The 26,563-nt window shown below is 54.8% G+C and carries 23 protein-coding genes and 2 tRNA genes; 11 read left to right on the top strand and 14 right to left on the bottom strand.

All coding sequences use genetic code 11. The features are described 5' to 3' along the window. Nucleotides 1–281: 281 nt before the first annotated feature. The 3 genes from C7434_RS19670 (at nt 282) to C7434_RS19660 (ending at nt 5,261) form a co-directional block, all read left to right on the top strand. Complete coding sequence (locus C7434_RS19670; protein ID WP_033738354.1) at nt 282–524, top strand: DUF1158 domain-containing protein; 243 nt, start codon at nt 282–284, stop codon at nt 522–524. Nucleotides 525–1,141: 617 nt separating this feature from the next. Then, nucleotides 1,142–2,755, top strand: a complete 1,614-nt coding sequence (gene mqo / locus C7434_RS19665) for a malate dehydrogenase (quinone) (RefSeq protein WP_033738313.1) — start codon at nt 1,142–1,144, stop codon at nt 2,753–2,755. 121 nt (nt 2,756–2,876) lie between these two features. Continuing rightward, nucleotides 2,877–5,261, top strand: a complete 2,385-nt coding sequence (locus C7434_RS19660) for a phosphoketolase family protein (RefSeq protein ID WP_133745831.1) — start codon at nt 2,877–2,879, stop codon at nt 5,259–5,261. Here the strand turns inward: C7434_RS19660 and C7434_RS19655 are convergent. Further along, a complete protein-coding gene (locus C7434_RS19655; RefSeq protein WP_033738356.1) occupies nt 5,258–5,845 on the bottom strand; it encodes a LysE family translocator in 588 nt (195 codons plus the stop codon). The genes C7434_RS19660 and C7434_RS19655 overlap by 4 nt on opposite strands. A gap of 135 nt (nt 5,846–5,980) precedes the next feature. Between C7434_RS19655 and C7434_RS19650 the strand changes: the two genes are divergently transcribed. Then, nucleotides 5,981–7,471: a PLP-dependent aminotransferase family protein gene (locus tag C7434_RS19650; RefSeq protein ID WP_039342848.1), complete on the top strand. Its 1,491-nt coding sequence runs from the start codon at nt 5,981–5,983 to the stop codon at nt 7,469–7,471. On the opposite strand, the gene C7434_RS19645 is transcribed toward C7434_RS19650, so the two are convergent. Next, complete coding sequence (locus C7434_RS19645; RefSeq protein WP_033738317.1) at nt 7,438–8,061, bottom strand: glutathione S-transferase; 624 nt, start codon at nt 8,059–8,061, stop codon at nt 7,438–7,440. The two genes, C7434_RS19650 and C7434_RS19645, sit on opposite strands and share 34 nt — an antisense overlap. A 105-nt stretch (nt 8,062–8,166) precedes the next feature. Here C7434_RS19645 and C7434_RS19640 point away from each other — a divergent pair, with 105 nt between their 5' ends. Beyond that, on the top strand, nt 8,167–9,021 hold the full coding sequence (locus C7434_RS19640; protein ID WP_033738318.1) for a PhzF family phenazine biosynthesis protein: 855 nt from the start codon (nt 8,167–8,169) through the stop codon (nt 9,019–9,021). 32 nt (nt 9,022–9,053) lie between these two features. Here the strand turns inward: C7434_RS19640 and C7434_RS19635 are convergent, their stop codons facing one another. Next, nucleotides 9,054–9,812, bottom strand: a complete 759-nt coding sequence (locus C7434_RS19635; protein ID WP_006121151.1) for an SDR family oxidoreductase — start codon at nt 9,810–9,812, stop codon at nt 9,054–9,056. Nucleotides 9,813–9,927: 115 nt separating this feature from the next. Between C7434_RS19635 and C7434_RS19630 the strand changes: the two genes are divergently transcribed. The 3 genes from C7434_RS19630 to C7434_RS19620 all read left to right on the top strand — a co-directional run bounded on the left by C7434_RS19630 (nt 9,928) and on the right by C7434_RS19620 (nt 13,477). Continuing rightward, entirely contained in the window at nt 9,928–10,827 is a 900-nt protein-coding gene (locus C7434_RS19630; RefSeq protein WP_033738321.1) for a LysR family transcriptional regulator, read from the top strand. Nucleotides 10,828–10,866: 39 nt separating this feature from the next. After that, the gene (gene yhjD / locus C7434_RS19625) at nt 10,867–11,883 is read left to right on the top strand and encodes an inner membrane protein YhjD (RefSeq protein ID WP_133745830.1); all 1,017 of its coding nucleotides are present in this window, start codon (nt 10,867–10,869) and stop codon (nt 11,881–11,883) included. A 262-nt stretch (nt 11,884–12,145) separates the two neighbouring features. After that, entirely contained in the window at nt 12,146–13,477 is a 1,332-nt protein-coding gene (locus C7434_RS19620; protein WP_033738323.1) for an MFS transporter, read from the top strand. A gap of 70 nt (nt 13,478–13,547) precedes the next feature. Here C7434_RS19620 and C7434_RS19615 read toward each other — a convergent pair whose 3' ends face one another. Next, nucleotides 13,548–13,730, bottom strand: coding sequence for a hypothetical protein (locus C7434_RS19615; RefSeq protein WP_054632899.1), 183 nt, complete (start codon nt 13,728–13,730; stop codon nt 13,548–13,550). A 310-nt stretch (nt 13,731–14,040) separates the two neighbouring features. After that, a complete protein-coding gene (ilvC, locus tag C7434_RS19610; protein ID WP_033738325.1) occupies nt 14,041–15,516 on the bottom strand; it encodes a ketol-acid reductoisomerase in 1,476 nt (491 codons plus the stop codon). Between the two features lie 161 nt (nt 15,517–15,677). On the opposite strand from ilvC, the gene ilvY reads away from it, so the two are divergent. Then, on the top strand, nt 15,678–16,559 hold the full coding sequence (gene ilvY, locus C7434_RS19605; RefSeq protein WP_039342836.1) for an HTH-type transcriptional activator IlvY: 882 nt from the start codon (nt 15,678–15,680) through the stop codon (nt 16,557–16,559). Here ilvY and ilvA read toward each other — a convergent pair whose 3' ends face one another. From ilvA to ilvL, 6 genes are all read right to left on the bottom strand, one after another. After that, nucleotides 16,560–18,107, bottom strand: a complete 1,548-nt coding sequence (gene ilvA / locus C7434_RS19600) for a threonine ammonia-lyase, biosynthetic (RefSeq protein WP_006121157.1) — start codon at nt 18,105–18,107, stop codon at nt 16,560–16,562. 1 nt (nt 18,108) lies between these two features. Continuing rightward, nucleotides 18,109–19,959 (bottom strand): dihydroxy-acid dehydratase, encoded by a 1,851-nt coding sequence (gene ilvD / locus C7434_RS19595; protein WP_006121158.1) that lies wholly within the window; start codon nt 19,957–19,959, stop codon nt 18,109–18,111. A 60-nt stretch (nt 19,960–20,019) separates the two neighbouring features. Beyond that, a complete protein-coding gene (locus C7434_RS19590) occupies nt 20,020–20,949 on the bottom strand; it encodes a branched-chain amino acid transaminase (RefSeq protein WP_033738329.1) in 930 nt (309 codons plus the stop codon). An 18-nt stretch (nt 20,950–20,967) separates the two neighbouring features. Further along, a complete protein-coding gene (gene ilvM / locus C7434_RS19585; RefSeq protein WP_006121160.1) occupies nt 20,968–21,225 on the bottom strand; it encodes an acetolactate synthase 2 small subunit in 258 nt (85 codons plus the stop codon). Beyond that, nucleotides 21,222–22,868, bottom strand: a complete 1,647-nt coding sequence (ilvG, locus tag C7434_RS19580) for an acetolactate synthase 2 catalytic subunit (protein WP_006121161.1) — start codon at nt 22,866–22,868, stop codon at nt 21,222–21,224. Before ilvG ends, ilvM begins: the two co-directional genes overlap by 4 nt. A 149-nt stretch (nt 22,869–23,017) precedes the next feature. Continuing rightward, the gene (gene ilvL / locus C7434_RS19575) at nt 23,018–23,116 is read right to left on the bottom strand and encodes an ilv operon leader peptide (RefSeq protein ID WP_071785161.1); all 99 of its coding nucleotides are present in this window, start codon (nt 23,114–23,116) and stop codon (nt 23,018–23,020) included. 330 nt (nt 23,117–23,446) lie between these two features. Here ilvL and C7434_RS19570 point away from each other — a divergent pair, with 330 nt between their 5' ends. After that, nucleotides 23,447–24,967 carry a YifB family Mg chelatase-like AAA ATPase gene (locus C7434_RS19570; protein ID WP_006121162.1) on the top strand — a complete coding sequence of 507 codons (1,521 nt, stop codon included), beginning with the start codon at nt 23,447–23,449 and terminating at the stop codon, nt 24,965–24,967. Nucleotides 24,968–24,990: 23 nt separating this feature from the next. Here C7434_RS19570 and C7434_RS19565 read toward each other — a convergent pair whose 3' ends face one another. Further along, nucleotides 24,991–25,329 carry a DUF413 domain-containing protein gene (locus tag C7434_RS19565; RefSeq protein WP_006121163.1) on the bottom strand — a complete coding sequence of 113 codons (339 nt, stop codon included), beginning with the start codon at nt 25,327–25,329 and terminating at the stop codon, nt 24,991–24,993. 121 nt (nt 25,330–25,450) lie between these two features. Here C7434_RS19565 and hdfR point away from each other — a divergent pair, with 121 nt between their 5' ends. Next, complete coding sequence (hdfR, locus tag C7434_RS19560; protein WP_006121164.1) at nt 25,451–26,275, top strand: HTH-type transcriptional regulator HdfR; 825 nt, start codon at nt 25,451–25,453, stop codon at nt 26,273–26,275. A 110-nt stretch (nt 26,276–26,385) separates the two neighbouring features. Here hdfR and C7434_RS19555 read toward each other — a convergent pair. Together C7434_RS19555 and C7434_RS19550 are read right to left on the bottom strand one after the other, a co-directional pair. After that, a tRNA-Trp gene (locus C7434_RS19555) sits at nt 26,386–26,461 on the bottom strand. 8 nt (nt 26,462–26,469) lie between these two features. Beyond that, nucleotides 26,470–26,546, bottom strand: a tRNA-Asp gene (locus C7434_RS19550). Between the last annotated feature and the right edge of the window lie 17 nt (nt 26,547–26,563).

Below are 26,563 nucleotides of genomic sequence, written 5' to 3'. Positions count from 1 at the left end.
GCCAGCATTTCGGGCTGAATTCATCACACATATGGCTCGGTTATTAAAAAGTGCGCGCAGTCTATCACGCAATAATCGTTATAAAAAGACAATAAAATCAGGGATTTAAGTATAGCAAAGGCTATAACTCATAACAATCGCTATGAATGTCTCTAAGTTAATGTCATTTAAGCCTTTTCTTTGCAATGCACAGCGTGACTTCCTGCCCTGAACAGTCCGTCATTGAACCTTCCCGCGGAATGCCGGAAAATGGCGGGCTGGTAAATACGGAATTTTTGTCCATGACTAACCCCTTCGAATCCCTGATCATTCCCGGCGGCATTTTACTGTTGGGCTTTCTCTCTGCCCTTCTGCTTCCCGCTCCCGCGTTTAGCCTGGCCGTCGCGCAGCACCTGCAACAGATGTTCCATCTGCAGGACCTTAATCAGCTTTATACCGTGGTCTTTTGCCTGTGGTTTTTACTTTTGGGCGCGCTGGAGTTTTTTGTTATTCGCTTTATCTGGCGCCGCTGGTTTCGGGCGTAATCACGCCGTCAGGGCGACATCTGCCTGCTGCCCCTCTTTTTTTAAAAGACTGAATTACTGAGAGGCTGGCGGTGGTGAACCTTTGATCATGCAAAGCGTCAGCGATGCGGCGCGCTTCCTTGCCGTCGGTCAGTCACCTGGCTGGCTCTGAGGTCACAAAAATGTAACATTTGTTTTACAAGATAGCCTTCGCCGCCTTATCGATTAAAAATTCAACGCAAAGAATAAATTTCAATAATCCCTTTTTTTCATTAGGTTAGATTATTCCTTTCGCTAAGTGACATTTTCATACCGCACCATTATGGGGCAATCCCGCAACATCCTCTTTTACTTAACCCGTTGAGTTAGCTGCAAAAAAGGCTTATGGCGCGCCTGTTATTATGATTCTTTCTTATGCTGAATCATTTCTGCATTTAAAAAATAAACAAATGTTTAATTCGAACGCGAGAATGTTATATTTGGGCAACAAAGCATAACGTTCAGTTAACTCGTTATCGTCGCTTTAACCTATACCTGAGTCTTAACCCGGAAATAGCGCAACGCGCTCGACAGAAGCGTGACTATTTCACCTGCAACACTGTTGAGCTTCAGGTCAACAGAAGAGGAGATGTCGCCTCATGTGCAAATCAGCTGTAAATCTTGCGCTCACAATGAGTGTTAGCGGAAAGGACACCACCGGGGCGCAGGAGCGTAAAGACGTCGATGTGCTACTCATTGGCGCTGGCGTCATGAGCGCCACCTTAGGCACCTGGCTGCAGGATCTTGAGCCAGACTGGTCCATTGAAATGGTGGAACGGCTGCCGCATGTGGCGGAAGAGTCCTCTAATGGCTGGAACAATGCCGGTACAGGCCATGCCGCGCTGGCCGAGCTGAACTATACGCCGCAGAGAGCTGACGGCAGTATCGATATCGCGAAAGCCATTGCGATTAACGAAGCCTTCCAGATTTCTCGCCAGTTCTGGGCCTATCATGTCCAGAAAGGCAATCTGCATACGCCAAAAAGCTTTATCCACAGCACACCGCATATGAGCTTTGTCTGGGGCGATGACAACGTTAACTTCCTGCGCAAACGCTTTAACGCATTACAGAAAAGCACTTTGTTCCGTGGCATGGCTTACTCTGAAGATCCACAGCAAATTGCGAAGTGGATTCCGTTGGTGATGAAAGGCCGTCCCGCCAGTCAAAAAGTGGCCGCGACCTGGACCGATATGGGCACCGACGTCGATTTCGGTGAAGTGACGCGTCAGTTGATTGCCTCACTGGAGAAAAAAGCCAGTTTCCGTTTGCGCATGAGCCAGGAAGTTCGCGACATTACACGCCTGAACGATGGTCGCTGGCAGGTTACCCTTGTCAGCCTGACAGACGGTTCACGTCGTACGTTAACCGCCGGTAAGATTTTCATTGGCGCAGGCGGTGCGGCGTTGCCGTTGCTGCAGAAGGCTGGCGTTCCCGAAGCCAATGGCTATGCGGGCTTCCCGGTCGGCGGCTCTTTCCTGGTGACCGAAAATCCCGATGTTGTGAAACAGCATATGGCGAAGGTCTATGGTAAAGCGAGCGTCGGTGCGCCGCCAATGTCCGTGCCGCATGTGGACACGCGCGTTCTGAACGGCAAACAGGTTCTGCTGTTTGGGCCGTTCGCGACCTTCTCGACCAAGTTCCTGAAGCAGGGTTCGCTGCTGGACATGTTTGCCTCGCTGAACAGTACTAACCTTATGCCGATGATCAAAGTCGGACTGAAAAGCTTTGATCTGGTGAAGTACCTGATGGATCAGGTTCTGCAAAGCGACCGTGACCGGATGGACGCGCTGCGCGCCTATGTTCCGCAGGCGAAGCAGGAAGACTGGCGTCTGGTGACCGCAGGTCAGCGCGTGCAAATCATCAAGAAAGATGAAAAAGAAGGCGCAGTATTGCGTCTGGGCACAGAAGTGGTGTCGTCGGAAGATGGCTCGATTTCGGCACTGCTGGGTGCTTCGCCGGGCGCCTCAACAGCGGCACCGATCATGCTGGAACTGCTGCACAAGGTCTGTCCAGAGCAGATGGCGTCACCGGAATGGCAAAATAAAATTCGTGCCGTTGTGCCGTCCTGGGGCCGCAAACTTAACGGTGACGTCGCCCTGACTGAAAAAGTGCTGGCTGAAACCAGCCGCGTCCTGCAACTGCCGTATACGCCTGTAACGCCGGTGGCCGCGAATGACGAAGGCCGTGAAACTGCCTACGTCGTCGGTAAATAACCGTCTTCTACCTGTCTGAGGCCTCGCTTGCGAGGCCTTTTTGTTTGCCGCTTGCCTGGTTGACTCCCCCATTCTCTATTAGGGTTAGTGCATCGTCTGACGTAATGCAGGAGAAAATGGCATGGCTCAACCGAACACGGCACACGAACTCACGTTACTTGATCGCTACTGGCGCGCCGCTAACTATCTGTCTGTCGGGCAGATTTATTTGATGGACAATCCGCTGTTACGCGAGCCATTGAAGCCAGAGCATATTAAACCGCGCTTACTGGGCCACTGGGGCACCACGCCCGGACTGAATTTTATCTATGCCCATCTGAACCGGATTATTCGTCAGCGCGACCTCAACCTTATTTATGTCTGTGGTCCCGGCCATGGCGGGCCTGGCATGGTTGCGAATACCTGGCTTGAGGGGAGCTATAGCGAAATCTATCCGCATATCCGTCAGGATGCCGACGGCATGCAGAAGCTGTTCAAACAGTTTTCTTTTCCGGGCGGTATTCCCAGTCATGCGGCACCCGAAACCCCGGGCTCGATCAATGAAGGTGGAGAGTTAGGCTACTCACTTTCTCATGCCTTTGGCGCTGTCTTTGATAACCCCGATCTGATCGCGCCCTGCATCATTGGCGACGGCGAAGCCGAAACCGGGCCGCTGGCCTCCAGCTGGCACGGGATTAAGTTTCTTAATCCCCAGCGCGACGGTGCCGTGCTGCCCATTCTGCATCTGAATGGTTATAAGATTGCGAATCCAACGATTCTGGGCCGCGCCAGTGACGACGATCTGCGTCAGCTGTTTCGCGGTTACGGCTATGAACCGCTGTTTGTCTGCGGTCATGAACCTGAAGAGATGCATCCGTTGATGGCCGACACGCTGGATCGCGCTTTTTCAGAGATTGCCGGCTTTCAACAGGCCGCCCGGCAGGGCTCACCAATGAAGGCCATTCCCCGCTGGCCGATGATTATCCTGCGCAGCCCTAAAGGCTGGACCGGGCCGAAAACGGTAGACGGCAAGAAAGTGGAAGGTTTCTGGCGGGCGCACCAGGTGCCCGTAGCGGCCTGCCGCGAAAACGAAGACCACCGTAACATTCTGGAGAACTGGCTGCGCAGCTATCAGCCTGACGATCTGTTTGATGAACAGGGGCGGCTTAAGCCGGAACTGCAGGCGCTGGCCCCACAGGGCGACAAACGTATGGGCGCGTCCCCGTTTGCCAACGGTGGTTTACTGCGCCGTGAATTAGTTACGCCTGATATTCGCGAATTTGCTTTCGATACACAGCATCCCGGCTCGCAGGCCGGACAGGCAACTGAACAGTTTGGCCGTTATCTTAACGCCCTGTTCCAACGCAATCGGGACAATTTCCGCGTGTTTGGTCCGGATGAAACCGCCTCTAACCGTCTGACGCCGGTATTTGACACCACCAGCCGCACCTGGCTTGAAGCTATTGAGCCTTATGATGAGCAGTTGGCCCCCGATGGTCGGGTAATGGAAATTCTCAGTGAACATCAGTGTCAGGGCTGGCTGGAAGGATATCTGCTTACCGGCAGGCACGGATTATTTAACTGCTACGAAGCCTTTATTCACATCATTGACTCGATGTTCAACCAGCATGCCAAATGGTTAAAGGTGACACGCAAGCTGGGCTGGCGTCAGCCCATCTCCTCGCTTAACTATCTGCTGTCTTCTCATGTCTGGCGTCAGGATCATAACGGTTACAGTCATCAGGATCCGGGCTTTATCGATCACGTTGCCAATAAAAAAGCCGACATCGTGCGTATTTACCTGCCGCCCGATGCAAATACGTTGTTATGGGTGGGCGACCACTGTCTGCGAACATGGGACCGCATCAACGTGATTGTGGCCGGCAAACAGCCTGCGCCGCAGTGGCTGGACATGGACAGCGCCATCGCCCATTGCGAGGCCGGAATGGGTGAATGGCACTGGGCCGGCACAACCCCGCAGGGCGCAGAGCCGGATGTGGTGATGGCCTGCGCGGGTGATGTGCCCACCATGGAAACGCTGGCGGCCGTCGATCTGCTGCGAAGTTATCTGCCGGACCTGCGCATTCGGGTGGTTAACGTGGTAGACCTGCTGGCGCTGCAAACGCAGAAACAGCATCCTCACGGCAAGTCAGAAGAGGCGTTTGATGCGCTGTTTACCGCAGACAAGCCGGTGATTTTTGCCTTCCATGGTTACCCCAGTCTGATCCACCGGCTGACCTATCAACGCAATAACCATAGTAATTTCCATGTGCATGGCTTTAATGAAGAGGGCACAACTACCACGCCTTTCGACATGACGGTGCTGAACGAGCTGGATCGCTATCATCTGGCGCTGGCGGCCATCAGGCATATCCCGGGACTTGCCGATCGCCATCCTGAACTGCCTGACGATCTGCAGCAGCGCCTGGCAGAGCATCATCGCTATGTACGGGTCTATGGCGAAGATGTGCCGGAGGTGCAGAACTGGAAGTGGCCCTCCGCCAGCGCCCCCGGCGCACCGGACTAAACCGCTTTCAGGGCATCGGCCAGCATCCAGATCGTCGTTACCACCAGTGACAGCGCCATCAGGCTGTTGAACAGCTGGCGTTTCCAGGCGATTTGCAGGTGACCGCGCAGGCGGTCACCTAACGCCGCCCACAATAATATGCAGGGCAGGTTGAGCAGCATAAAACTCGCCATCACGATCAGGACGTGACTGTTGGCGCTGTACAACAGCGCCACGTTGCTGGCCATTAACCAGGCTTTAGGATTCACCGCCTGAAAGCAGGCACCGCCGAGAAACGTCATCGGCTGAGGCTTGTGCCGGGCCTCAGGTGCAGCCGCACGAAATATTTTCCAGGACAGCCACAGCAGATAGCTACATCCCACCAGCGTAAGCGGCAAGCGGATGGATGCCATCCAGTGCAGCAACAGCTCCAGTGTCATGCCCGCAATAACCGTTTGCAGGCCGCATCCAAGTAAAATGCCAAACACCATCGGCAGCGTCCGGCGCATACCAAAATTCACGCCGGAAGTGGCAAGCAACAGGTTGTTAGGACCCGGCGTAATCGACATCACGGTGACATAACTGAAAAAAGAGGGATCAAGCATCATGGTATTCCTGACAGGGAGACAGAGCACCATGCTACGTTGCGAAAAGTGATGGTAACAGGGACAGGAAATGGCTATTTTGATGGGTACAATCACGATGATGTCAAACTGTACCTGTCGTGCCAGGAGGCAATTGTGTCCCTTGAAATTCAGCCTGAACAAACGCTTTACCAGCAACTGGCCGATAGCTTCGCAGAGGCCATTCATCAGGGTACTCTCAAGCCTGGTAAGCGCTTACCGGCTATCCGTCGCGTCGCCCAGTCGCACCAGGTGAGCGTGAACACCGTGCTGAATGCCTGGCAGCTGCTGGAGAACCGTGGCCTGATTGAGGCACGACCGCAATCAGGCTATTACGTGCGCGGCGTCCTGCCTGTGGTCACCCGGCATACTCAGCACGCTGCTCGTGTGATACGCGATCCCAGCAACGAAAAGCTGGATTTGATCGATAAAGTGTTCGCCGCGCAGAATCATCCTGATTACATCAATATCTCGCTGGCCTGTCCGCAGGACAGCGAACTGTTCCCCTCGGCCCGGTTAGCCCGCATCACCGCCTCATTGCTACGACGCAATCCCAACCTTATCGGTCGCTATGCGCTTCCGCCCGGTAGTGAGCGCTTACGGGAGGAGATTGCGCGACGCGCATTACATGCGGGTCAGTCACTCACCGCCGATGATATCACCCTCACCCATGGTTGTATGGAGGCGTTGCAGCTGGCATTGCGCGCGGTGACGCAGCCCGGCGACTGCGTAGGGCTGGAATCACCTACCTACTTTTTTTTGTTCCCTTTGCTGGCTTCACTCGGCCTCAAAGCGCTGGAAATCCCCACCGATCCGCAGCGTGGTTTGTCGCTGGATGCGCTGGAAATGCTGCTGCAGGAAGAGCGACTTCAGGCGATTGTGGCGATGCCCACGGCACAAAATCCGCTGGGTTACTGTATGAGCCTGCCCGACAAGAAAAGGCTCGCAAGGTTGGTAAATACTTACAAAGTGCCGCTCATTGAAGACGGCCTTTACGATGAATTGCAGTTTGACTGGCCGCTTTCCCCTGCCGTGAAGGCCTTTGACGAGCAGGGCTGGGTTTTATACTGCACCAGCTTTACCAAAACCGTTGCGCCGGATTTCCGTGTCGGCTGGATTGCGGCCGGACGCTTCCACGATGCTATCGCACGGCTTAAAGCCGTGTCATCGATGGCGGAGTCCGCTCTGCTGTCAGAGACGCTGGCAGAGTTTCTTGCCAATGGCGGTTATGACCATCATCTGCGTAGCCTGCGGCGCTGTTATGCCAGCAATCTGGATGAGGCGCGAGGGTTAATTGCCCAGCATTTTCCCCAAGGCACGCAGGCCACGTTGCCGCGCGGCGGCTTTGTTTTTTGGGTGGAACTGCCGGGCAACGTGAACACGACCGAGATGTTCTCTCGTCTGCTGAAAGAGCAGATCTGCGTGACGCCCGGCGCGCTGTATTCGCTGAGTGAGCGCTATAACCATGCACTGCGCCTCTCGTGCTGCTATCCGTTTACCGATCGCTACATTCGCGCTATCGCCCGCGTCGGTGCCATCGCCTGTGAACTTGCGGGCCTGCCGCCGGGTCGGGCTCAGGGCGTTCCGTTCCGTCCCCAGATGGTATAACCATGACGTTCAGTCAGACGCTCGTAATAGGTCCGGACAGCCGGCAGGTCGGGATGATCCAGCGGGGTTTCAAACCAGCGGTTCACGGCAAGGCCAATCGGGATATCCGCCAGCGTGAAGTTGCGTCCGGCGACATAGCGACCGGTGTGCTCCAGCTGCTGGTTGAGAATCCCCATGGTATGGGACCAGCCTTTGCAGGCCGCAGCTAACAGGCGGGGATCCTGATGCGCGGGCGAATGGCGCACCAGCGACATAAAGGCATAGCGCCACGAGGTGTTAAGTTCGGTTGATTGCCAGTCCATCCACTGATCCACCGGCGCGCGCGCGCGCGGATTTTCCGGGTAAAGCCACTCGCCGCCATAGGCCGTGGCCAGATAGCGCAAAATAGCGTTGGATTCCCACATGACAAAGTCGTCGTCGAGTAATACCGGGATCATGGCATTGGGATTAAGCGCCATAAATTCTGGCGAGTGAGTGGATTTGAAACCTTCGCCCCACTCTTCGCGTTCGTAAAGCAGGTCCAGCTCGTCACACAGCCATAATACTTTGCGCACATTGATTGAGGAGGCGCGTCCAAGAATTTTTAACATAGCAGGCTCCATCCGGTTGCTTAACTTATTCATAGCCCTGTTAACTGACATAAGCAATTGCCCGGGCATGAAAAAACCGCTTTATCTCAATGAAAAGGAGTGACAATGAAGGTTGCGTTTAAACAAGTGGACGTTTTCACCTCGATTGCGTTCAACGGCAATCCGCTGGCCGTCATCATGGATGCGCAGGGCCTCGACGACAGCCAGATGGCGGCGATTGCACGCTGGACCAACTTATCCGAGACGACCTTTGTCCTGCCGCCAGAAGACAGCCAGGCTGACTACCGCGTGCGCATCTTCACCGTACAGGGCGAGCTACCGTTTGCAGGTCATCCCACGCTGGGTACCGCCCATGCCCTGCTTGAGGCGGGCTGGAAAACCAAAACACCAGGCAGGATGGTGCAGCAGTGCGGCGTCGGCAATGTGGTGGTGACAATCGCATCCGATGGTACGCTGGCTTTTGCCGCGCCCAGCGCCACCCTGACGCCCTACCACGATGCCCTGATCAGCACAGCATTAAACAGCGACGCGCTGGATCATTCACAGCCTGTCACCGTGGCGGATATGGGCATTCGCTGGTTGCTTATCCCGATGGTCAGTGCCGAGGCGGTGCGCGCCGTCATACCCGACGTCAACGATCTTGAGCGGTTAATTACCCACGCCAGCGTGGATGGTGTAATGCCCTTTGGCCCGCTGCCCTCGGGAGAAACAGAACAGTATGAAGTGCGGGGATTACTGGTTGAGCACGGCAGCCTGACAGAAGATCCGATTACCGGCAGCGCAAATGCCTGCCTGGCGCGCTACTTCGCGGCTCAGGGTAAACCGCACAATTACCGCGTTCGTCAGGGCACGCAGGTCAGACGTCAGGGCCGGGTGAACGTGGCTTATGAGGGCGAAACCATCTGGATTGGCGGAAAAACAGTGACGATCGTTGAGGGCACAATTGACGTTACGCCCTGAGACACGACAGGGCGACGGAGTCGCCCTTACTGTTACAGTCCCTGCCCGCCCGATGCTTCGATGCGTTGCGCGGTGATCCAGCCGGTTTCCTCGCTCAGAATGGCGCAAATGGCGTCGCCAATATCATCAGGTAATCCGACCCGCCCCAGAGCGGTCAACGCAGCGATGCTTTCATTCACGGCTTTATCGTCACGCACCCGTCCACCGCCAAAATCCGTTTCAATCGCGCCCGGCGCCAGGATATTAACGCGGATTCGACGTTCCCCCAGCTCTTTGGCCTGGTAACGGGTCAGCACTTCCATCGCCCCTTTCATCGCCGCATAGGTGCCCGAGCCAGGATAGGTCAGGCGCGTTAATCCACTGGAGATATTCAGAATGCGCCCGCCGTCGCTGATAACAGGCAGCAGTTTTTGCGTCAGGAAGTACGGCCCTTTGAAATGCACATTCATAAGCGCATCAAATTCCGCTTCCGTCGTCTCGGCAAAAGGTTTGTAGTGACCATGCCCGGCATTGTTCACTAAATAATCAAATGTCTCACGCTGCCAGTGCTGCTGTAAGGTGTTTTTGACATCAGAAATGAAGCGGTCGAACTGGCTAACATCACCCACATCCAGCTGTAGCGCTATGGCGCGGCCGCCTGCGCGCTCAACAGCGTTGACGACGTCCTGTGCTTCGTTTTGATGATTGCGGTACGTCAGGATGATATCCCGGCCTTTTGCCGCCAGTTTTAGCGCTGCATTCTTGCCTAAACCGCGATTTGCGCCCGTAATCAAGACGATTTTACGATTCATGTTGATTTCCTGTTGCAAAATTGAACACAGATTCAGGATATTCGTTAAAAATTGTTCTATAAACGCTTAAGAATGCGCAGCACTGTTCCACTTACAACAACAATCGGCAGGCTATATGGATAAAATTCATGCAATGCAGGTGTTCGTCAGAGTTGCAGAGATGGGCAGTTTTACGGCGGCGGCTGACAGCCTTGGGTTACCAAAAGGCAGCGTATCACGGCAAATTCAGGCGCTGGAGAATCTGATGGGCACACGGCTGCTGCATCGTACTACCCGCCGCGTGCAGCTTACTCAGGATGGCCTGGTATACTATGATCGCTGTCTTGATTTGCTGGCGATGATTGGCGATATGGACAGCCTGTTTCAGCACGATCCCGCGACGTTAAGTGGCAAACTGCGGGTCGACATGTCCGTGGCAATGGCGAGCGATCTTATTCTTCCGCGTCTGCCTGAATTCCTTCAGCACTATCCTGGCGTGGAAATTGAACTCAGCAGCAACGATCGCCAGGTTGACGTCATTCGCGAAGGTTTTGACTGTGTGATTCGCGTTGGCGAGCTAAAGGATTCGGGACTGATCGCTCGCCGTATAGGTACGCACACCTTGATTAACTGTGCCAGTCCTGACTATCTTGCGCGTTTTGGCAGGCCGATTCGGCTTGAAGAACTGTCGCAGCATGCAATGGTGCATTACAGCCAACCGTTAGGTCAGGCGGCGCAGGGCTTCGAATACTTCGATGGTAAGCAGTGCCACTATGTGCACACGGGCGGCGTCGTGACGGTGAACAGCACCGAAACCTACCGCGCCGCCTGCCTTGCGGGCCTGGGCATTATTCAGGTGCCGACGGTGGGCATCCAAAAATATCTGGAAAGCGGTCAACTGGTCGAGGTGCTCCATGCGTTCCCGGCCAAACCGATGCCCATTCACTTGCTCTATCCCCATCGCCGGAATGTCGCGCGTCGGGTTCGGGTGTTTATGGAGTGGTTAAGTCAGGTGCTCCAGGAGTATGTCACCTGACAGGCTATAATGTGATTTTAAGGTTCAACAGGAAAGTGAATGTCTATGACAGACGAGCAGGACAACGTAAAAGACGCCAAACCGCTGATCGATATTAAAACCGGCAACAAGTCCGTCGATCGTTCCATCGTGCGCGTATCACGCTTCGCCGCCTGGTTCCAGGCGATACCGGCGGTAGCGCACTTTATTCGCGCGCTGGATCGGTTTAACGATCGCCTCGGCAGCCAGTTTGGTGCCGCCATTACCTATTTTTCGTTTCTGTCGCTCATCCCCATTTTAATGGTGTCTTTTGCTGCCGTGGGTTTCGTGCTGGCCTCGAATCCGGACCTCCTGACCGATATCATCAACAAAATCGTCAGCAGCATCAGCGATCCGTCGCTGGCGACCACGTTAAAAAACACCGTGAACACGGCCATTCAGCAACGCGCAACCGTGGGCATCACCGGTTTGTTGCTGGCGTTGTATTCCGGTCTCAACTGGATGGGGAATTTACGCGAGGCTATTCGCGCGCAGTCACGCGACGTCTGGGAGCGTCAACCCGACGATAAAGAGAAGATCTGGAAACGCTATATTCGCGACTTCTTGTCTCTGACCGGCCTGATGCTGGCGCTGGTGATTACTTTGTCACTGACCTCCGTCGCCGGTTCCGCCCAGGCGACTATCGTTAATGCGTTAGGGCTGGATGGCATTGAATGGTTGCGCCCGGCACTGACGATCATCGCGACGTCCATCTCTGTACTGGCAAATTATCTGCTGTTTCTGTGGATTTTCTGGATTCTGCCTCGCCATAAACCGCGCAAAAAAGCCCTGCTGCGTGGCACCTTACTGGCAGCCATCGGGTTTGAAGTCATTAAGTTTGTGATGACGTTGACGCTGCCGAAACTCGCCAGCTCGCCCTCGGGTGCGGCTTTTGGCTCGGTGTTGGGGCTGATGGCGTTCTTCTATTTCTTTGCCCGCCTGACATTGTTCTGCGCGGCCTGGATTGCCACCGCCAAATACAAAGACGATCCACGCATGCCTGAAAAAGGCGCAATGGCCAGCCACGAACAGCAGTAACCAGCGAAAAATCCCTGCCCCCGGTTATTTATCAGCCACTTTACAGCATGAATAACCAGGGGGTCACTTTTCTTCAGCGCTTTCACAGAGTATCTCGCCATGTTTATCTCTGTTAACGCTGCCATTCTCCGACATTTCACATCAGGCAAAGATTTTCTACTTTTAGGCAGAGAAAGCCGCGGCTGACGCGGTTTCCAGCCATTGAATGCCGCTATACAGGTGCGTAAGATTCCTTAACGGTATTTAAAAATAAGAAACATTTATGCAAGCCTCCATCTCAGAAACTCTTGATAAACAACATGAGCCAACGCCAGTGAACTCACGCAGTAAAGTCGTTATTGCTTCACTGGTTGGCACCGCCATCGAATTTTTCGATTTCTATATTTATGCCACCGCCGCGGTCATTGTCTTTCCGCATATCTTTTTTCCTCAGGGTGATGCCACTGTCGCCACGCTACAGTCACTGGCGACCTTCGCGATTGCGTTCGTTGCGCGCCCTATCGGCTCAGCGCTGTTTGGTCACTTCGGTGACCGTGTCGGTCGTAAAGCCACCCTGGTAGCCTCGCTGCTGACCATGGGGATCTCTACCGTGGTCATCGGTTTGTTACCCAGCTATCAGAGCATTGGCGTTCTGGCCCCGCTGCTGTTAGCACTGGCCCGCTTTGGTCAGGGCCTGGGACTCGGCGGCGAATGGGGCGGTGCGGCCCTGCTGGCCACGGAAAATGCGCCAGCCAAAAAGCGTGCGCTGTACGGTTCCTTCCCGCAGTTGGGTGCGCCCATTGGATTCTTTTTTGCCAACGGCACCTTCCTGCTGCTCTCCTGGTTGCTGACCGACGAGCAGTTTATGCAGTGGGGCTGGCGCGTGCCTTTTGTACTGTCTGCCGTGCTGGTCCTGATTGGCCTGTATGTGCGCGTGTCGCTACATGAAAGTCCGGTCTTTGCCAAAGTGCAGAAAGAGAAGAAGCAGGTGCGCGTGCCGATTGCCTCACTTCTGAGCAAACATCTGACGGCGACCATTCTGGGCACCTTCATCATGCTCGCCACCTACACGCTGTTTTACATCATGACAGTTTACTCAATGAGTTACGGCACCGCCGCCGCGCCTGCGGGGCTGGGCATCTCACGTAACAGCATGCTGTGGATGTTGATGATGGCGGTCATTGGCTTCGGCGTGATGGTCCCCATCGCGGGCCTGCTGGCTGACCGCTTTGGTCGCCGGAAAACCATGATCACCATTACGCTGATGATTATTGGTTTCTCATTCCTGTTCCCTGTGATGTTGGGTTCCGGCTCTCAGGCGCTGGTGATGGCCTTCCTGCTGCTGGGATTAAGCATTATGGGCCTGACATTTGGCCCGATGGGTGCGCTGCTGCCCGAGCTGTTCCCGACAGAAGTGCGCTATACCGGCGCGTCGTTCTCATACAACCTGTCGTCGATTCTGGGGGCCTCCGTTGCGCCATATATCGCAACCTGGCTGAACGTGCACTACGGCTTATATGCCGTCGGATTGTACCTGGCCTCTATGGCCTTCCTGACGCTGATCGCCCTGATTGCCTGTAAAGAAACCCGGCATCAAACGCTGTATGAAGTGTGATCTCAGGTCACGCTCATAAAAAAACCCGGCTCAGGCCGGGTTTTTTATGCGTTTTCGCGGCGAAAGCGCGCTATTTCGACTTAAGCCAGGCCATAAAATCATCGATAAAAACCCGGGTTTTTAGCGGCAGCAGACGGTTGGGTAAGGTGATGGCCCAGGGCGTCATCGGTGTTGTGTTTTCACTGTGCCAGTCCGGCAAAACACGACGCAGTGGACCATTAAGCAGATAGCCGTTTGCGATAAATCTACACACATTGCGCAGCCAGACTCTTCCCGAAGCGCATTTGGGGAAAAGGCGGGGACTGACTGAATGCCGACCCGACCCGCAGCGCACGGCTGTCGCTTCTGTCGCCGTATGCTATGCCCTCAGACATCATCACGAGTATTTTGCTGGCAACCTTACGGCTGGCATGTTCCTTATTCTTGCCGGGTGTCAGTATGTTGGTTACAGGAGCCTTTTACCGCCTGTTATCGTGTCGCCAGGCGCATGCTAAAACAAAAAGGCGCAGCCAGATGGCTGCGCCTTTTTGTCTTACATTTGCTGAAAACGGTGGCGGTGCGACTTAGCCTGCAACCGCGATGCGTTTCATATCGGTCATGTAACCACGCAGTTTGCGGCCAACCTGCTCGATAGGATGCTGACGAATGGCTTCATTAACGTCGCGCAGTTGGGCGTTATCCACCTGCGTGCCGTCAATAGCTTTACCCAGATCGCCCGGCTGCAGTGAGGCCATAAACTCTTTCAGCAGCGGCACCGCCGCAAAAGAGAACAGGTAGTTACCGTACTCAGCGGTATCAGAAATAACCACGTTCATTTCATACAGGCGTTTACGGGCAATGGTGTTCGCGATCAGCGGCAGCTCGTGCAGTGACTCGTAGTAAGCCGACTCTTCGATGATGCCAGCATCTACCATGGTTTCAAATGCCAGCTCAACGCCCGCTTTGACCATGGCAACCATGACAACGCCTTTGTCGTAGTATTCTTGCTCTTCGATTTTGCCGTCGAACTGAGGGGCGGTTTCGAACGCGGTTTTACCGGTCTCTTCGCGCCAGGTCAGCAGCTTCTTATCGTCATTCGCCCAGTCCGCCATCATGCCAGCAGAGAAATCGCCTGAGATGATGTCATCCATGTGCTTCTGGAACAGAGGAGCCATGATGGTTTTCAGTTGCTCAGACAGTGCGTAAGCACGCAGTTTCGCCGGATTAGACAGGCGGTCCATCATCAGCGTAATGCCGCCAAATTTCAGGGATTCGGTGATGGTTTCCCAGCCAAACTGAATCAGTTTCTCGGTATACGCCGCATCGTGACCTTCAGCCACCAGCTTATCGAAGCACAGCAGAGAACCGGCCTGCAGCATGCCGCACAGAATGGTCTGCTCACCCATCAGGTCAGATTTCACTTCCGCAACGAAAGAGGATTCCAGCACGCCAGCGCGGTCGCCACCGGTGGCAGAAGCCCAGGCTTTGGCGATAGCCATACCTTCACCTTTCGGATCGTTTTCCGGGTGAACCGCGATCAGCGTCGGTACCCCGAAGCCACGCTTGTATTCTTCACGGACTTCGGTGCCCGGACACTTCGGCGCCACCATAACGACGGTGATATCTTTACGGATGGTTTCGCCCACTTCGACAATGTTGAAGCCGTGTGAATAGCCCAGCGCGGCACCGTCTTTCATCAGTGGCTGTACAGCCTGAACCACGGCGGAGTGCTGTTTGTCTGGCGTCAGGTTAACCACCAGGTCCGCCTGAGGAATCAGTTCTTCGTAAGTGCCCACTTTGAAACCGTTGTCGGTGGCTTTGCGATACGAGGCACGTTTTTCGGCGATGGCTTCTGCACGCAGGGCATAAGAAACATCCAGACCGGAATCGCGCATGTTCAGGCCCTGGTTCAGGCCCTGCGCACCACAGCCCACAATCACAATCTTTTTGCCTTTCAGGAAGCTGGCGCCATCCGCGAACTCGTCACGCCCCATAAAACGACATTTGCCCAGTTGCGCTAACTGGTTGCGCAGATTCAGTGTGTTGAAGTAATTAGCCATGGGTACTCCGGTTAAATGTTGTGTTTGCTTTTGTCTGTTGACGGCGTGAGATTCAGCACCGCGAATGACCCCATCATATGACAGGATTTCTGTTGCTTAAATTGATATATTAACAACATTACATTGCAATAATCGCAATGCATTCCTGAGGTGGAACCTGTATGGATTTACGCGATCTCAAATTGTTTTTACATCTGGCAGAAAGCTGCCATTTTGGCCGCACCGCACGGGCCATGCACGTCAGTCCGTCCACGCTGTCACGCCAGATTCAGCGGCTGGAAGAAGATGTCGGCCACGCGTTGTTTCTGCGTGATAACCGCACCGTCACGCTCACCGAAGCGGGCGAAAGACTGAAATTATTTGCACAACAAACCTTACTGCAGTATCAGCAATTGCGCCATGCCATGGATCTCAACGGTCCGTCACTCAGTGGTGAACTGCGCCTGTTTTGCTCGGTGACCGCCGCGTACAGCCATCTGCCGCCCATTCTGGATCGCTTCCGCGCCGAGCATCCTCAGGTGGAAATCAAACTGACTACCGGCGATGCGGCCGATGCGATTGAAATGGTCCAGTCGGGTAATGCCGATCTGGCGATTGCCGGTCGACCTGAATCGCTGCCTGCCAGCATTGATTTCACCACGCTGGGACTGTTGCCGCTGGGGCTGATTGCACCTGCACTGCCCTGTCCGGTGCGCAGTCAGGCGACAGAAGAGGCACCGGACTGGTCACAGATTCCGTTTATCCTGCCCGAGCAGGGACCGGTCCGGCGGGCGATCGAGCTATGGTTCCGCCGTCATCGCATCGTTAACCCATTAATTTATGCGACCGTTGCCGGTCATGAAGCAATCGTGTCGATGGTAGCGCTGGGCTGTGGGATTGCGCTGCTACCGGATGTGGTGCTGGAGAACAGCCCTGAGCCGGTACGAAACCGTGTGCTGCCGCTGGAAAGCGTGGCGTCCGTCGCACCGCTGGAGCTGGGTGTTTGTGTACAAAAAAAGCGGCTCGGAGAGCCGCTTATCAGTGCATTCTGGCACCAGCTATAGTTACTGGCCTGCCAGGAAGAAGCGGAAAGCCGGGTTATGCGTTTCGTCGTGGAAATCGTAACCCAGGTCGGCAAGGTGCTCTTCAAAACGCGGTTCGTCGTTGCCAAGCTCGAAGGCCGTGAGGACCCGGCCGTAGTCCGTGCCGTGGCTACGGTAATGGAACAGTGAGATATTCCAGTGCGTGCCCAGCGTTTGCAGAAACTTAAGCAATGCGCCGGGCGCTTCCGGAAACTCAAAGCTGAACAGGCGCTCACGCAGCGGCTTGGAAGGCCGTCCGCCCACCATGTAACGCACGTGCAGCTTCGCCATCTCATCGTCAGACAGATCCACCACCTGATAGCCGTTTTCCGTTAACTGGCTGATGATCTCTGCGCGCTCATCCATCCCGCGCGTCAGCCGCACGCCGACAAAAATGCAGGCTTTGTCGGTGTCGGCATAGCGATAGTTAAACTCGGTAATCGAGCGACCACCCAACGTCTGACAAAACTTCAGGAAGCTGCCCTGCTGTTCCGGGATCGTGACCGCCAGCAGAGCTTCGCGTTGTTCACCCAGCTCACAACGTTCAGAAACGTAGCGCAAACCATGAAAGTTAACGTTAGCCCCCGACAACACGTGCGCCAGGCGTTCGCCCTGAATATCGTGCTGCTGGACGTATTTCTTCATGCCCGCCAGCGCCAGCGCGCCTGAAGGTTCTGCCACGGCGCGCACATCTTCAAACAGATCTTTCATTGCCGCGCAGATCGCATCGCTGTCCACGGTGACGATGTCGTCGAGATATTCCTGGCACAGGCGGAAAGTTTCGTTACCGATGCGCTTCACGGCCACACCTTCGGCGAACAAGCCCACGCGCGGTAAATCCACCGGCTCACCAGCCTCCAGCGCCGCTTTCAGGCAGGCCGAGTCTTCTGACTCGACAGCGATCACTTTGATTTGCGGCATCAGCTGCTTGATGAGCACCGCCACGCCCGCGGCCAGACCGCCGCCGCCCACCGGAACAAAAACCCGATCGAGATGTGCGTCCTGCTGCAGCAGTTCCATCGCCAGCGTGCCTTGTCCGGCGATGACCGCCGGATGGTCAAACGGTGGCACAAAGGTGTAACCCTGCTGCGTCGCCAGTTCAATGGCTTTGGCTTTCGCCTCGTCAAAGTTGGCACCATACAGGAAGGCTTCACCGCCAAATGCACGCACCGCATCCACCTTGATGTCCGCTGTCGCCAGCGGCATGACGATCAGCGACTTGATGCCCAGCTTCGTCGCCGATAACGCAACGCCCTGGGCGTGGTTACCGGCCGACGCGGTGACAACACCGCGTGCTTTCTGCTCTTCATCAAGGCCGGCAATCATCGCGTAGGCACCGCGCAGTTTAAAACTGTGCACCGGCTGGCGATCTTCTCGCTTCACCAGAATGGTATTGCCCAGACGTGCAGAGATTTTTTCCATCTTCTGCAGTGGGGTAACCTGTGCCACTTCGTATACCGGTGAACGTAACACCGCACGCAGATACTCGGCACCGCAGGGCGCCTCGGGTAGCGGTTGAGCCTCAGCCATCTTAGCCTCCCAGCTTACTCTTATCGCGCACAGCACCTTTATCGGCGCTGGTCGCGAGCGATGCATAGGCGCGCAGGGCAAACGACACGTCGCGCTGACGGTTCATCGGCGTGTAAGCTGCGTCGCCACGGGCTTCCTGCTCTTCACGGCGGGCATGCAGTTCATTATCCGGTACGGCCAGTCTGATACCGCGGTTTGGGATATCGATATCGATGATATCGCCATCTTTCACCAGCGCGATGGTGCCGCCGTTAGCGGCTTCAGGTGAGGCGTGACCAATTGACAGGCCAGAGGTGCCGCCAGAGAAGCGACCGTCGGTGATCAGAGCACAACTTTTACCCAGCCCCATCGACTTCAGGTAAGTGGTGGGATACAGCATTTCCTGCATGCCCGGCCCACCTTTTGGCCCTTCGTAGCGGATCACAACCACGTCACCCGCTACCACTTTGCCACCGAGGATAGCTTCAACAGCGTCATCCTGGCTTTCATAGACTTTAGCCGGGCCGCTGAACGTCAGAATCTCTTTATCGACGCCCGCGGTTTTTACGATACAGCCATCTTCGGCAATGTTGCCGTAGAGCACGGCCAGACCACCATCCTGGGAATAGGCATGTTCGCGCGTACGGATACAGCCTTCAGCGCGGTCATCATCCAGCGTGTCCCAACGGCAACTTTGCGAAAACGCCTGAGTCGTTCGAATACCGGCTGGACCCGCACGGAACATGTCCTTCACCGCCTGATCCTGAGTCAGCATGATGTCGTACTGATCGAGCGTTTCACGCAGGCTCTGCTGCAGAATGTTACGGGCGCTGGTGTCAATCAGCCCGGCACGATCCAGCTCGCCGAGAATACCGATGACGCCACCCGCACGGTGCACATCTTCCATGTGATATTTCGGCGTGCTCGGTGCCACTTTGCACAACTGAGGAACTTTGCGTGACAGGCGATCGATATCAGAGATGTTAAAGTCCACCTCACCTTCCTGCGCGGCAGCCAGCAGGTGCAGAACGGTATTTGTAGAGCCGCCCATAGCGATATCCAGCGTCATGGCATTTTCAAACGCGGCTTTGGTGGCGATGTTGCGCGGCAGCATATTCACATCATCCTGCTCGTAATAGCGTTTGGTCAGGCTGACGATGCGCTTACCGGCGTTAATGAACAGCGCTTTACGGTCGGCATGGGTGGCCAACAGTGAACCGTTACCCGGTTGTGACAGGCCGAGGGCTTCGGTCAGGCAGTTCATTGAGTTTGCGGTGAACATGCCCGAACAGGAGCCGCAGGTTGGACAGGCGGAGCGTTCAATCTGCTCACTGTCAGCATCGCTGACGTTCGGGTTAGCCCCCTGGATCATGGCATCCACCAGATCCAGCTTGATGATCTGATCGGACAGTTTGGTTTTACCGGCTTCCATTGGGCCGCCGGAAACAAAGATCACCGGAATATTCAGGCGCAGCGCGGCCATCAACATGCCGGGGGTGATTTTGTCGCAGTTTGAAATGCAGACCATGGCATCAGCACAGTGCGCGTTCACCATGTACTCGACAGAGTCGGCAATCAGCTCACGTGAAGGCAGAGAATACAGCATGCCGCCATGGCCCATGGCAATACCGTCGTCCACCGCGATCGTGTTGAACTCTTTGGCCACGCCACCTGCCGCTTCGATTTGCTCGGCAACCAGCTTACCCAGGTCACGCAGGTGTACGTGGCCCGGCACAAACTGGGTGAATGAGTTAACGACGGCGATAATCGGTTTGCCGAAATCATCGTCGGTCATTCCTGTTGCGCGCCAGAGGGCACGGGCACCAGCCATGTTGCGGCCGTGGGTGGTGGTAGCGGAACGGTACTTAGGCATGCTCTTTACTCCAGTCAAAATAAGATCGCGGACATCCAGCGACATCCGCGCAAGGTCTGGTTATGCGTTAACCGGGTCCAGCCAGCCCCATTTGTCTTCGGTCTCGCCGGTAAACAGGCCAAAGAATGCCTGCTGAATGCGTTTGGTGACGGGCCCACATTTGCCTTCGCCAACCTGAATGCGATCCACGCTGCGTACCGGGGTGATTTCTGCCGCCGTGCCGGACATAAAGACTTCGTCAGCCAGGTACAGAGATTCACGAGACAGTGCCTGTTCACGCACTTCGATGCCCATATTACGCGCCAGCGTGATGATGGCATCGCGGGTGATGCCCGGCAGTGCAGAGGAGGTAAACGGCGGGGTAAACAGCACGCCATCTTTCACTTCAAACAGATTTTCGCCTGCGCCTTCTGAAATCAGGCCATTGGTATCCAGCGCAATGCCTTCCTGATAGCCATGGCGGCGCGCCTCACTGCCTACCAGCAGGGAAGACAGATAGTTGCCGCCCGCTTTTGCTGCGGTTGGCAATGTGTTTGGCGCAACGCGGTTCCATGAAGACACCATGGCATCAATGCCGTTTTCCAGCGCTTCAGCACCCAGGTAAGCGCCCCACGGGAACGCTGCAACAATCACATCCGTGGTGAAGCCATCCGGCGGGTTCACGCCCAGACCGACATCGCCCACGAAAGCCAGCGGACGGATGTAGGCGCTTTTCAGGTTGTTCACGCGAATCACTTCACGGCAGGCTTCCATCAGTTCATCAACGCTGTGCTTGATCGGGAAACGGTAAATTTTGGCGGAATCGTGCAGACGCTGCATGTGCTCGCGGTGACGGAAGACGACCGGGCCTTTGTGTGAGTCGTAGCAGCGCACGCCTTCAAATACCGAGGTGCCGTAATGCAGAGCGTGAGACATCACGCTGACTTTCGCCTCTTCCCACTTAACCATTTCGCCGTTGAACCAAATGAAATCTGCTTTCTTGGTGCTCATTATTATTTCCTTTCGCGACTACGCGCGGATTTGTTGTGATGTCTGTTGTTGAATCTGGACGCAGGCGACATCCATCAGTTTGCTTAACTGGGAAGACAGTAAATCGACAGAGCGCTGGCTGGCAACGGTCATTTCGATATTAATGTTTTCGGCGTTAGCCACAGTCGCCATGTTCATTGAACACACCTGAAAGCCACGATGGCGTACTACACGTAAAATGCGTTCCAATATTTCAGGTCGAAAGCGCGCTTCGATAGACAATTGATGCTGGTTCATACGGTTTTCTCCATCATGTTGGCGTTGCTGGCACCGGGCGGTACCAATGGCCAGACGTTTTCATGCTCATCAATTGACACGTGCAGGAAATAAGGACCTTCACTGTTCAGCAGAGCATCGATTGCGGCGTCGACCTGATCTTTACGGGTGATTCGCTGGCCCGGGATATCAAATGCGCTGGCCAGCGTGAGGAAGTCGGGGTTATCGGTCAGGATGGTTTCACTGTAGCGACCGTCAAAAAACAGCTGCTGCCACTGGCGAACCATGCCCAGACGCTGGTTATCCAGCAGCAGAATTTTCACAGGCAGTTTGCCACGCTTAATGGTGCCCAGTTCCTGAATATTCATCATGATCGAGCCGTCGCCCGAGACACAGATGACGGTATCGTGAGGGCGCGCAACCTGTGCGCCGATTGCCGCAGGCAGGCCAAAGCCCATGGTGCCTAAGCCACTGGAGGTGATAAAATCTTCAGGCGCGTCACAGGCTATATGCTGGGCCGCCCACATCTGATGCTGACCTACGTCGGTGGTAACAACAGTGTTTGCCGGTTTGCGATCGGACAATTGTTTCAGTAATAACGGCGCATAGATGGCTTCACCGGGATGATCGTAGCGCCACGCATGCTGTGCTTTCAGCGCCATGACTTCGTCGCGCCACGCCTGAATCTGTAAAGGCTGGCTCAGGGCCGGCAGGACATGGTTGAGATCGCCTTGCAGCGACACATGTGCACGGCGCAGCTTATTCAGTTCTGCAGGGTCCACATCCAGATGGATCACGCTGGCCAGCGGGGCGAAGGTGTCCAGTTTACCGGTGACGCGGTCGTCAAAACGGGCACCCACCGCGATTAACAGGTCGCAGGACTGGACGGCCAGATTAGCGGCCTTAGTGCCGTGCATGCCCAGCATGCCCAGATAACATTCGCTGTCGGCATCCACACTTCCCAGGCCCTTCAGCGTGGCAACAGCGGGAATGCCGGTTTCCTGCATCAACGCGCGCAGTGCCGGTACCGCTTGCGCCATGCCGACGCCACCGCCGACATACAGCATAGGTTTTTTGGCCTGCGCCATCATTGCCCGCGCGTCAATAATTGCCTGATGCGGCATCGACATCGCTTCTTCCACCGGCATCAACTGCGGTGAAGGTTCCCCTTTTGCCAGCTGAATATCCTTTGGGATATCGACTAATACCGGCCCGGGGCGACCCGACTGCGCAATGGCGAACGCCTCGGCCATCACGGAAGGCAAATCATCCAGCGATTCAACCATGAAGCTGTGTTTGGTGCAGGCTAACGACAGACCGAGAACATCGATTTCCTGAAAGGCATCCGTACCGATGAAGGCAGAAGCGACCTGACCGGTCAACGCGACAACCGGCACGGAGTCCATCATGGCATCAGCCAGGCCGGTGATCAGATTTGTTGCACCGGGGCCCGAAGTGGCAATGCAGACACCGGTTTTACCGGTTGAACGGGCATAGCCGATTGCGGCCATCACCGCGCCCTGCTCGTGACGGCACAACAGGTGTTCGACGCCGCCGTCGTATAGCGCATCGTACACTGGCATGATGGCGCCGCCAGGGTAACCAAATACGGTATCAACGCCTTGTGCGCGTAAAGCCTGAACTACCCATTGTGCACCTGTCATCGTTATTCTCCTGTCGCCTGAGGGGAACAACAGAATTTTATGCTACTGTTCATTGTTTGTTCCTTGCAGATTTACTGAATTTTGCCAGGTCAAAAAAAAACCCCCGGACCTTTCGGTGCGGGGGGTTTTTTAGAGTTCTGGCTTGATTTTTAAGCCTTTCTTGCTCCAAGCGTTGCCCCGCACAGTGGGTTAATAATCACCACCACGCTAATCACGACAAGGCTAATCACTAGTAGAAGGGCTTTCATAACGTATTCGATTCTTTAACTCGTTCGAAGTAATGCCTACAGAGTTATCATAGTTAGTAGGCTAATTACAATATTTTTTATCAGGTTTTTTATTGCGGCCCATTGCGTTCTTTCGTTATCAATTTGTAATTAAAAGATTATTTTATTGAGCCCCGACTTTGACAAAAAAACCATGCCGATGCGGTTATACCGCGTTCAAAGTCCGGTTCCACAAAAAAAGCGTGCGGATGTATAGTGCGCAAAAAAATCACGGCGCAGCTTACATTTTGTCCTTTTGGCCCTCGCCGTCATTGAAGCGCCAGGGCAGACTTGCCGCATTTGGGAGCGGCCATGTCTTTGTCAAAAGTTCTGACACGTGCAGCCATCGGGGTTGATGCGCCGCTGGTGACTATTGAAGTCCATATCAGCAACGGATTGCCTGCCCTGACGTTGGTGGGCTTACCGGAAACTACCGTCAAGGAGGCACGCGAACGTGTCCGTAGCGCCATCATTAACAGCGGCTTTGACTTCCCTGCCCGGCGAATCACCATCAATCTGGGCCCGGCCGATCTGCCTAAGGAAGGCGGGCGCTACGATTTGCCCATGGCTGTCGCCATTCTGGTCGCGTCTGAACAGCTCCCTGCAGAGAAGCTGGGCGGATATGAGTTTCTGGGCGAGCTGGCGCTAAACGGCGCTCTGTGTGGTGTACAGGCCGCCATTCCGGCTGCCCTTGCGGCGATTAAAGCTGGCAGGCAGTTGATTCTCTCAGCAGAAAACCAGACTGATGTGGGTTTAATCCGTAAAGGCTCAACGCTGGTAGCCGCCCATTTGATCGACGTTTGTGCTTTCTTACACAACAGGGGTGAACTCACGATTGCCACCGCCCACGCCGATAACACCGACGAAATCACAGACGATCTTCGCGATATTGTCGGGCAGGAACAAGGACGCCGTGCCCTGGAGATCACGGCGGCCGGTGGACATAACCTGATGCTGATCGGACCGCCAGGCACAGGCAAAACCATGCTTGCCACTCGTTTACCGGGCATCATGCCGCCATTAAGCGATCAGGAGGCCTTAGAATGCGCAGCGATAGCCAGCCTGAGTAATGCGGGCCCTGTGCATCATTCATGGCGTAAAAGGCCGTTCAGGGCCCCTCATCATAGTGCTTCACTGTATGCGCTCATTGGCGGTGGCGCATTGCCCCGTCCCGGCGAGATCTCGCTGGCCCATAATGGAGTGCTTTTTTTAGATGAATTGCCTGAATTCCAGCGCAGCGTTCTGGATGCATTGCGCGAACCCATTGAGTCCGGTGAAGTCGCGATTTCGCGAGCCAGGGCTAAGGTGGTTTACCCTGCACGTTTTCAGTTAGTCGCTGCGATGAATCCCAGTCCGACAGGACACTATCAGGGACAGCATAACCGCACCTCGCCGCAGCAGATTTTACGCTATCTCAGCAAACTTTCCGGCCCCTTTCTTGATCGCTTTGATCTGTCGCTGGAGGTGCCATTGCTACCGCCGGGACTGTTAGGCCAGCAACAGCAGACGGGAGAAAGTTCTGTGGCGGTACGCGAGCGCGTGCTTGTTGCCCGGCAAAGACAGATAGCGCGTTCAGGAAAAATCAACGCTCATTTAGCTAATGCGGAGGTATTACGGTGGTGTGCGCTTTGTTCTGCGGATGCGAAGTGGCTGGAGTCTGTTTTAAATCAGTTGGGCTTATCAGTACGGGCTTGGCAGCGGATCCTGAAAGTGGCGCGCACGGTGGCCGATTTGGCCGGTGAAGAGACGATCAGCCGTTATCATTTGCAGGAAGCCGTCAGTTACCGAAGCATTGACCGCCTCATGACCTATCTTCATAACAACCTGCAGTAAAAAGGGGCTTTCGCCCCTTTTCATTAATCGTCGCTTTCTGTGTAGTCTTCAACGGTATCCATTTGTGGCTTACCGCCTGACAGCGTGTGAAAACGCTTAGGACGCTTGATACGGGTCATGTATTTGGACCAGACACGTTCTGCTTCCGTCTGCGGCTCACGGACACCACGACATACCTCGATGAACAAACGCTCTTCTTCTGTCGCTGGTTCACGTTTGGCAAGATCCAGCTCATTAAACGCGACGCCGTGGCGTTCAAGTAGCTGTGCTTCTTTAATCGTAAAGTCCCCATGACGCGAAAATCCGCGTGGGTAATGTTTGTTATCAAAGAAACGATTTTCCGTTGAGAAGCTTTCCGCCATGTTACACGCTCCTGTTTCTCTTATGGCCGTGCTATTTATGGCGCGGAGTATTAGATACGCTTGACAGAGTGTAAAACAAAACATTTAAATCTATACGACAAACAAATTTTGGGAGAAGGCTGTGGATACGGAATTACTGAAAACTTTCCTGGAAGTGAGCAGAACTCGCCATTTCGGGCGTGCTGCAGAAGCACTTTACTTAACGCAGTCTGCTGTCAGTTTTCGCATCCGCCAGTTAGAAAACCAACTGGGAGTGAATCTTTTTACCCGACACCGCAACAACATCCGTTTGACCTCGGCAGGTGAGCGTCTTTTGCCTTACGCGGAAAGTCTGATGAACACCTGGCTTATGGCGAAGAAAGAAGTGTCTCACACGCAGCAGCATCATGAGCTGTCCATTGGTGCCAGCGCCTCACTTTGGGAAGCCTATCTGACGCCATGGCTTCAGACACTCTACGAAAACAGGGAAAGTCTGCACCTGGAAGCGCGCGTGGCGCAGCGTCATTTGTTAGTTAAACAGTTGCATGAACGCCAACTGGATTTATTGATTACGACGGAAGCACCAAAGATGGATGAATTGACCAGCCAGCAGATAGGTCATATCTCGCTGGCACTGTTTCGTTCCCGGCAGACCGAAAAGCGTGAGAAATATGACTATATTAAGCTGGAATGGGGCGCGGACTTTCATCAGCACCAAAGTTATCTTTCCGGCGGGGACGATGTTCCGGTATTAACAACGACATCAGCACAGGTGACGCGTGAATTGTTGCACACGACAGGAGCCTGCGCGTTTCTGCCCGAGTTCTGGCAAAGCTTGTACAGCGACCTGATAGTGATGCCCGATACGTCTGTGGCGGTGCGGCCTTTGTATGCGGTATGGCTGCAAAACAGTGATCAGCAGACGTATATCCGTCAGTTGCTGAAGTTTCCAGTCGTGCCGAATTAAAGAGAGGGAGGAAAGCGAGGATTAAGCCAGTCTTTGCTGGCTGGTTTTCTGTTTTGCTTTTCTTAAGGCAAAAAAAAATCCTTCGCATACGCAAAGGATTTTTCTTTTTCTGGCAGGGGCGGAGGGACTCGAACCCCCAACACCCGGTTTTGGAGACCGGTGCTCTACCAATTGAACTACGCCCCTAAAAAGGGTGGCGGAACGGACGGGGCTCGAACCCGCGACCCCCTGCGTGACAGGCAGGTATTCTAACCAACTGAACTACCGCTCCACCGATTCTGTACTGAT

The sequence above is a fragment of the Pantoea sp. PNA 14-12 genome (assembly GCF_004364735.1).
Lineage (GTDB): Bacteria > Pseudomonadota > Gammaproteobacteria > Enterobacterales > Enterobacteriaceae > Pantoea > Pantoea stewartii.
This window is presented reverse-complemented; position numbering and strand designations above follow the sequence as displayed.

Excerpts from the sequence above, each read along its gene's own strand:
- mqo (WP_033738313.1), top strand. The coding sequence starts at position 1,142 with ATGTGCAAATCAGCTGTAAATCTTGCGCTCACAATGAGTGTTAGCGGA.
- ilvM (WP_006121160.1), bottom strand. The coding sequence starts at position 21,225 with ATGAACCAGCATCAATTGTCTATCGAAGCGCGCTTTCGACCTGAAATA.
- C7434_RS19620 (WP_033738323.1), top strand. The coding sequence starts at position 12,146 with ATGCAAGCCTCCATCTCAGAAACTCTTGATAAACAACATGAGCCAACG.
- ilvA (WP_006121157.1), bottom strand. The coding sequence starts at position 18,107 with ATGGCTGAGGCTCAACCGCTACCCGAGGCGCCCTGCGGTGCCGAGTAT.
- C7434_RS19630 (WP_033738321.1), top strand. The coding sequence starts at position 9,928 with ATGGATAAAATTCATGCAATGCAGGTGTTCGTCAGAGTTGCAGAGATG.
- yhjD (WP_133745830.1), top strand. The coding sequence starts at position 10,867 with ATGTCTATGACAGACGAGCAGGACAACGTAAAAGACGCCAAACCGCTG.
- C7434_RS19565 (WP_006121163.1), bottom strand. The coding sequence starts at position 25,329 with ATGGCGGAAAGCTTCTCAACGGAAAATCGTTTCTTTGATAACAAACAT.
- C7434_RS19655 (WP_033738356.1), bottom strand. The coding sequence starts at position 5,845 with ATGCTTGATCCCTCTTTTTTCAGTTATGTCACCGTGATGTCGATTACG.
- C7434_RS19590 (WP_033738329.1), bottom strand. The coding sequence starts at position 20,949 with ATGAGCACCAAGAAAGCAGATTTCATTTGGTTCAACGGCGAAATGGTT.
- C7434_RS19635 (WP_006121151.1), bottom strand. The coding sequence starts at position 9,812 with ATGAATCGTAAAATCGTCTTGATTACGGGCGCAAATCGCGGTTTAGGC.
- C7434_RS19640 (WP_033738318.1), top strand. The coding sequence starts at position 8,167 with ATGAAGGTTGCGTTTAAACAAGTGGACGTTTTCACCTCGATTGCGTTC.
- ilvD (WP_006121158.1), bottom strand. The coding sequence starts at position 19,959 with ATGCCTAAGTACCGTTCCGCTACCACCACCCACGGCCGCAACATGGCT.
- C7434_RS19570 (WP_006121162.1), top strand. The coding sequence starts at position 23,447 with ATGTCTTTGTCAAAAGTTCTGACACGTGCAGCCATCGGGGTTGATGCG.
- C7434_RS19645 (WP_033738317.1), bottom strand. The coding sequence starts at position 8,061 with ATGTTAAAAATTCTTGGACGCGCCTCCTCAATCAATGTGCGCAAAGTA.
- ilvG (WP_006121161.1), bottom strand. The coding sequence starts at position 22,868 with ATGACAGGTGCACAATGGGTAGTTCAGGCTTTACGCGCACAAGGCGTT.
- ilvL (WP_071785161.1), bottom strand. The coding sequence starts at position 23,116 with ATGAAAGCCCTTCTACTAGTGATTAGCCTTGTCGTGATTAGCGTGGTG.
- ilvY (WP_039342836.1), top strand. The coding sequence starts at position 15,678 with ATGGATTTACGCGATCTCAAATTGTTTTTACATCTGGCAGAAAGCTGC.
- C7434_RS19660 (WP_133745831.1), top strand. The coding sequence starts at position 2,877 with ATGGCTCAACCGAACACGGCACACGAACTCACGTTACTTGATCGCTAC.
- C7434_RS19670 (WP_033738354.1), top strand. The coding sequence starts at position 282 with ATGACTAACCCCTTCGAATCCCTGATCATTCCCGGCGGCATTTTACTG.
- ilvC (WP_033738325.1), bottom strand. The coding sequence starts at position 15,516 with ATGGCTAATTACTTCAACACACTGAATCTGCGCAACCAGTTAGCGCAA.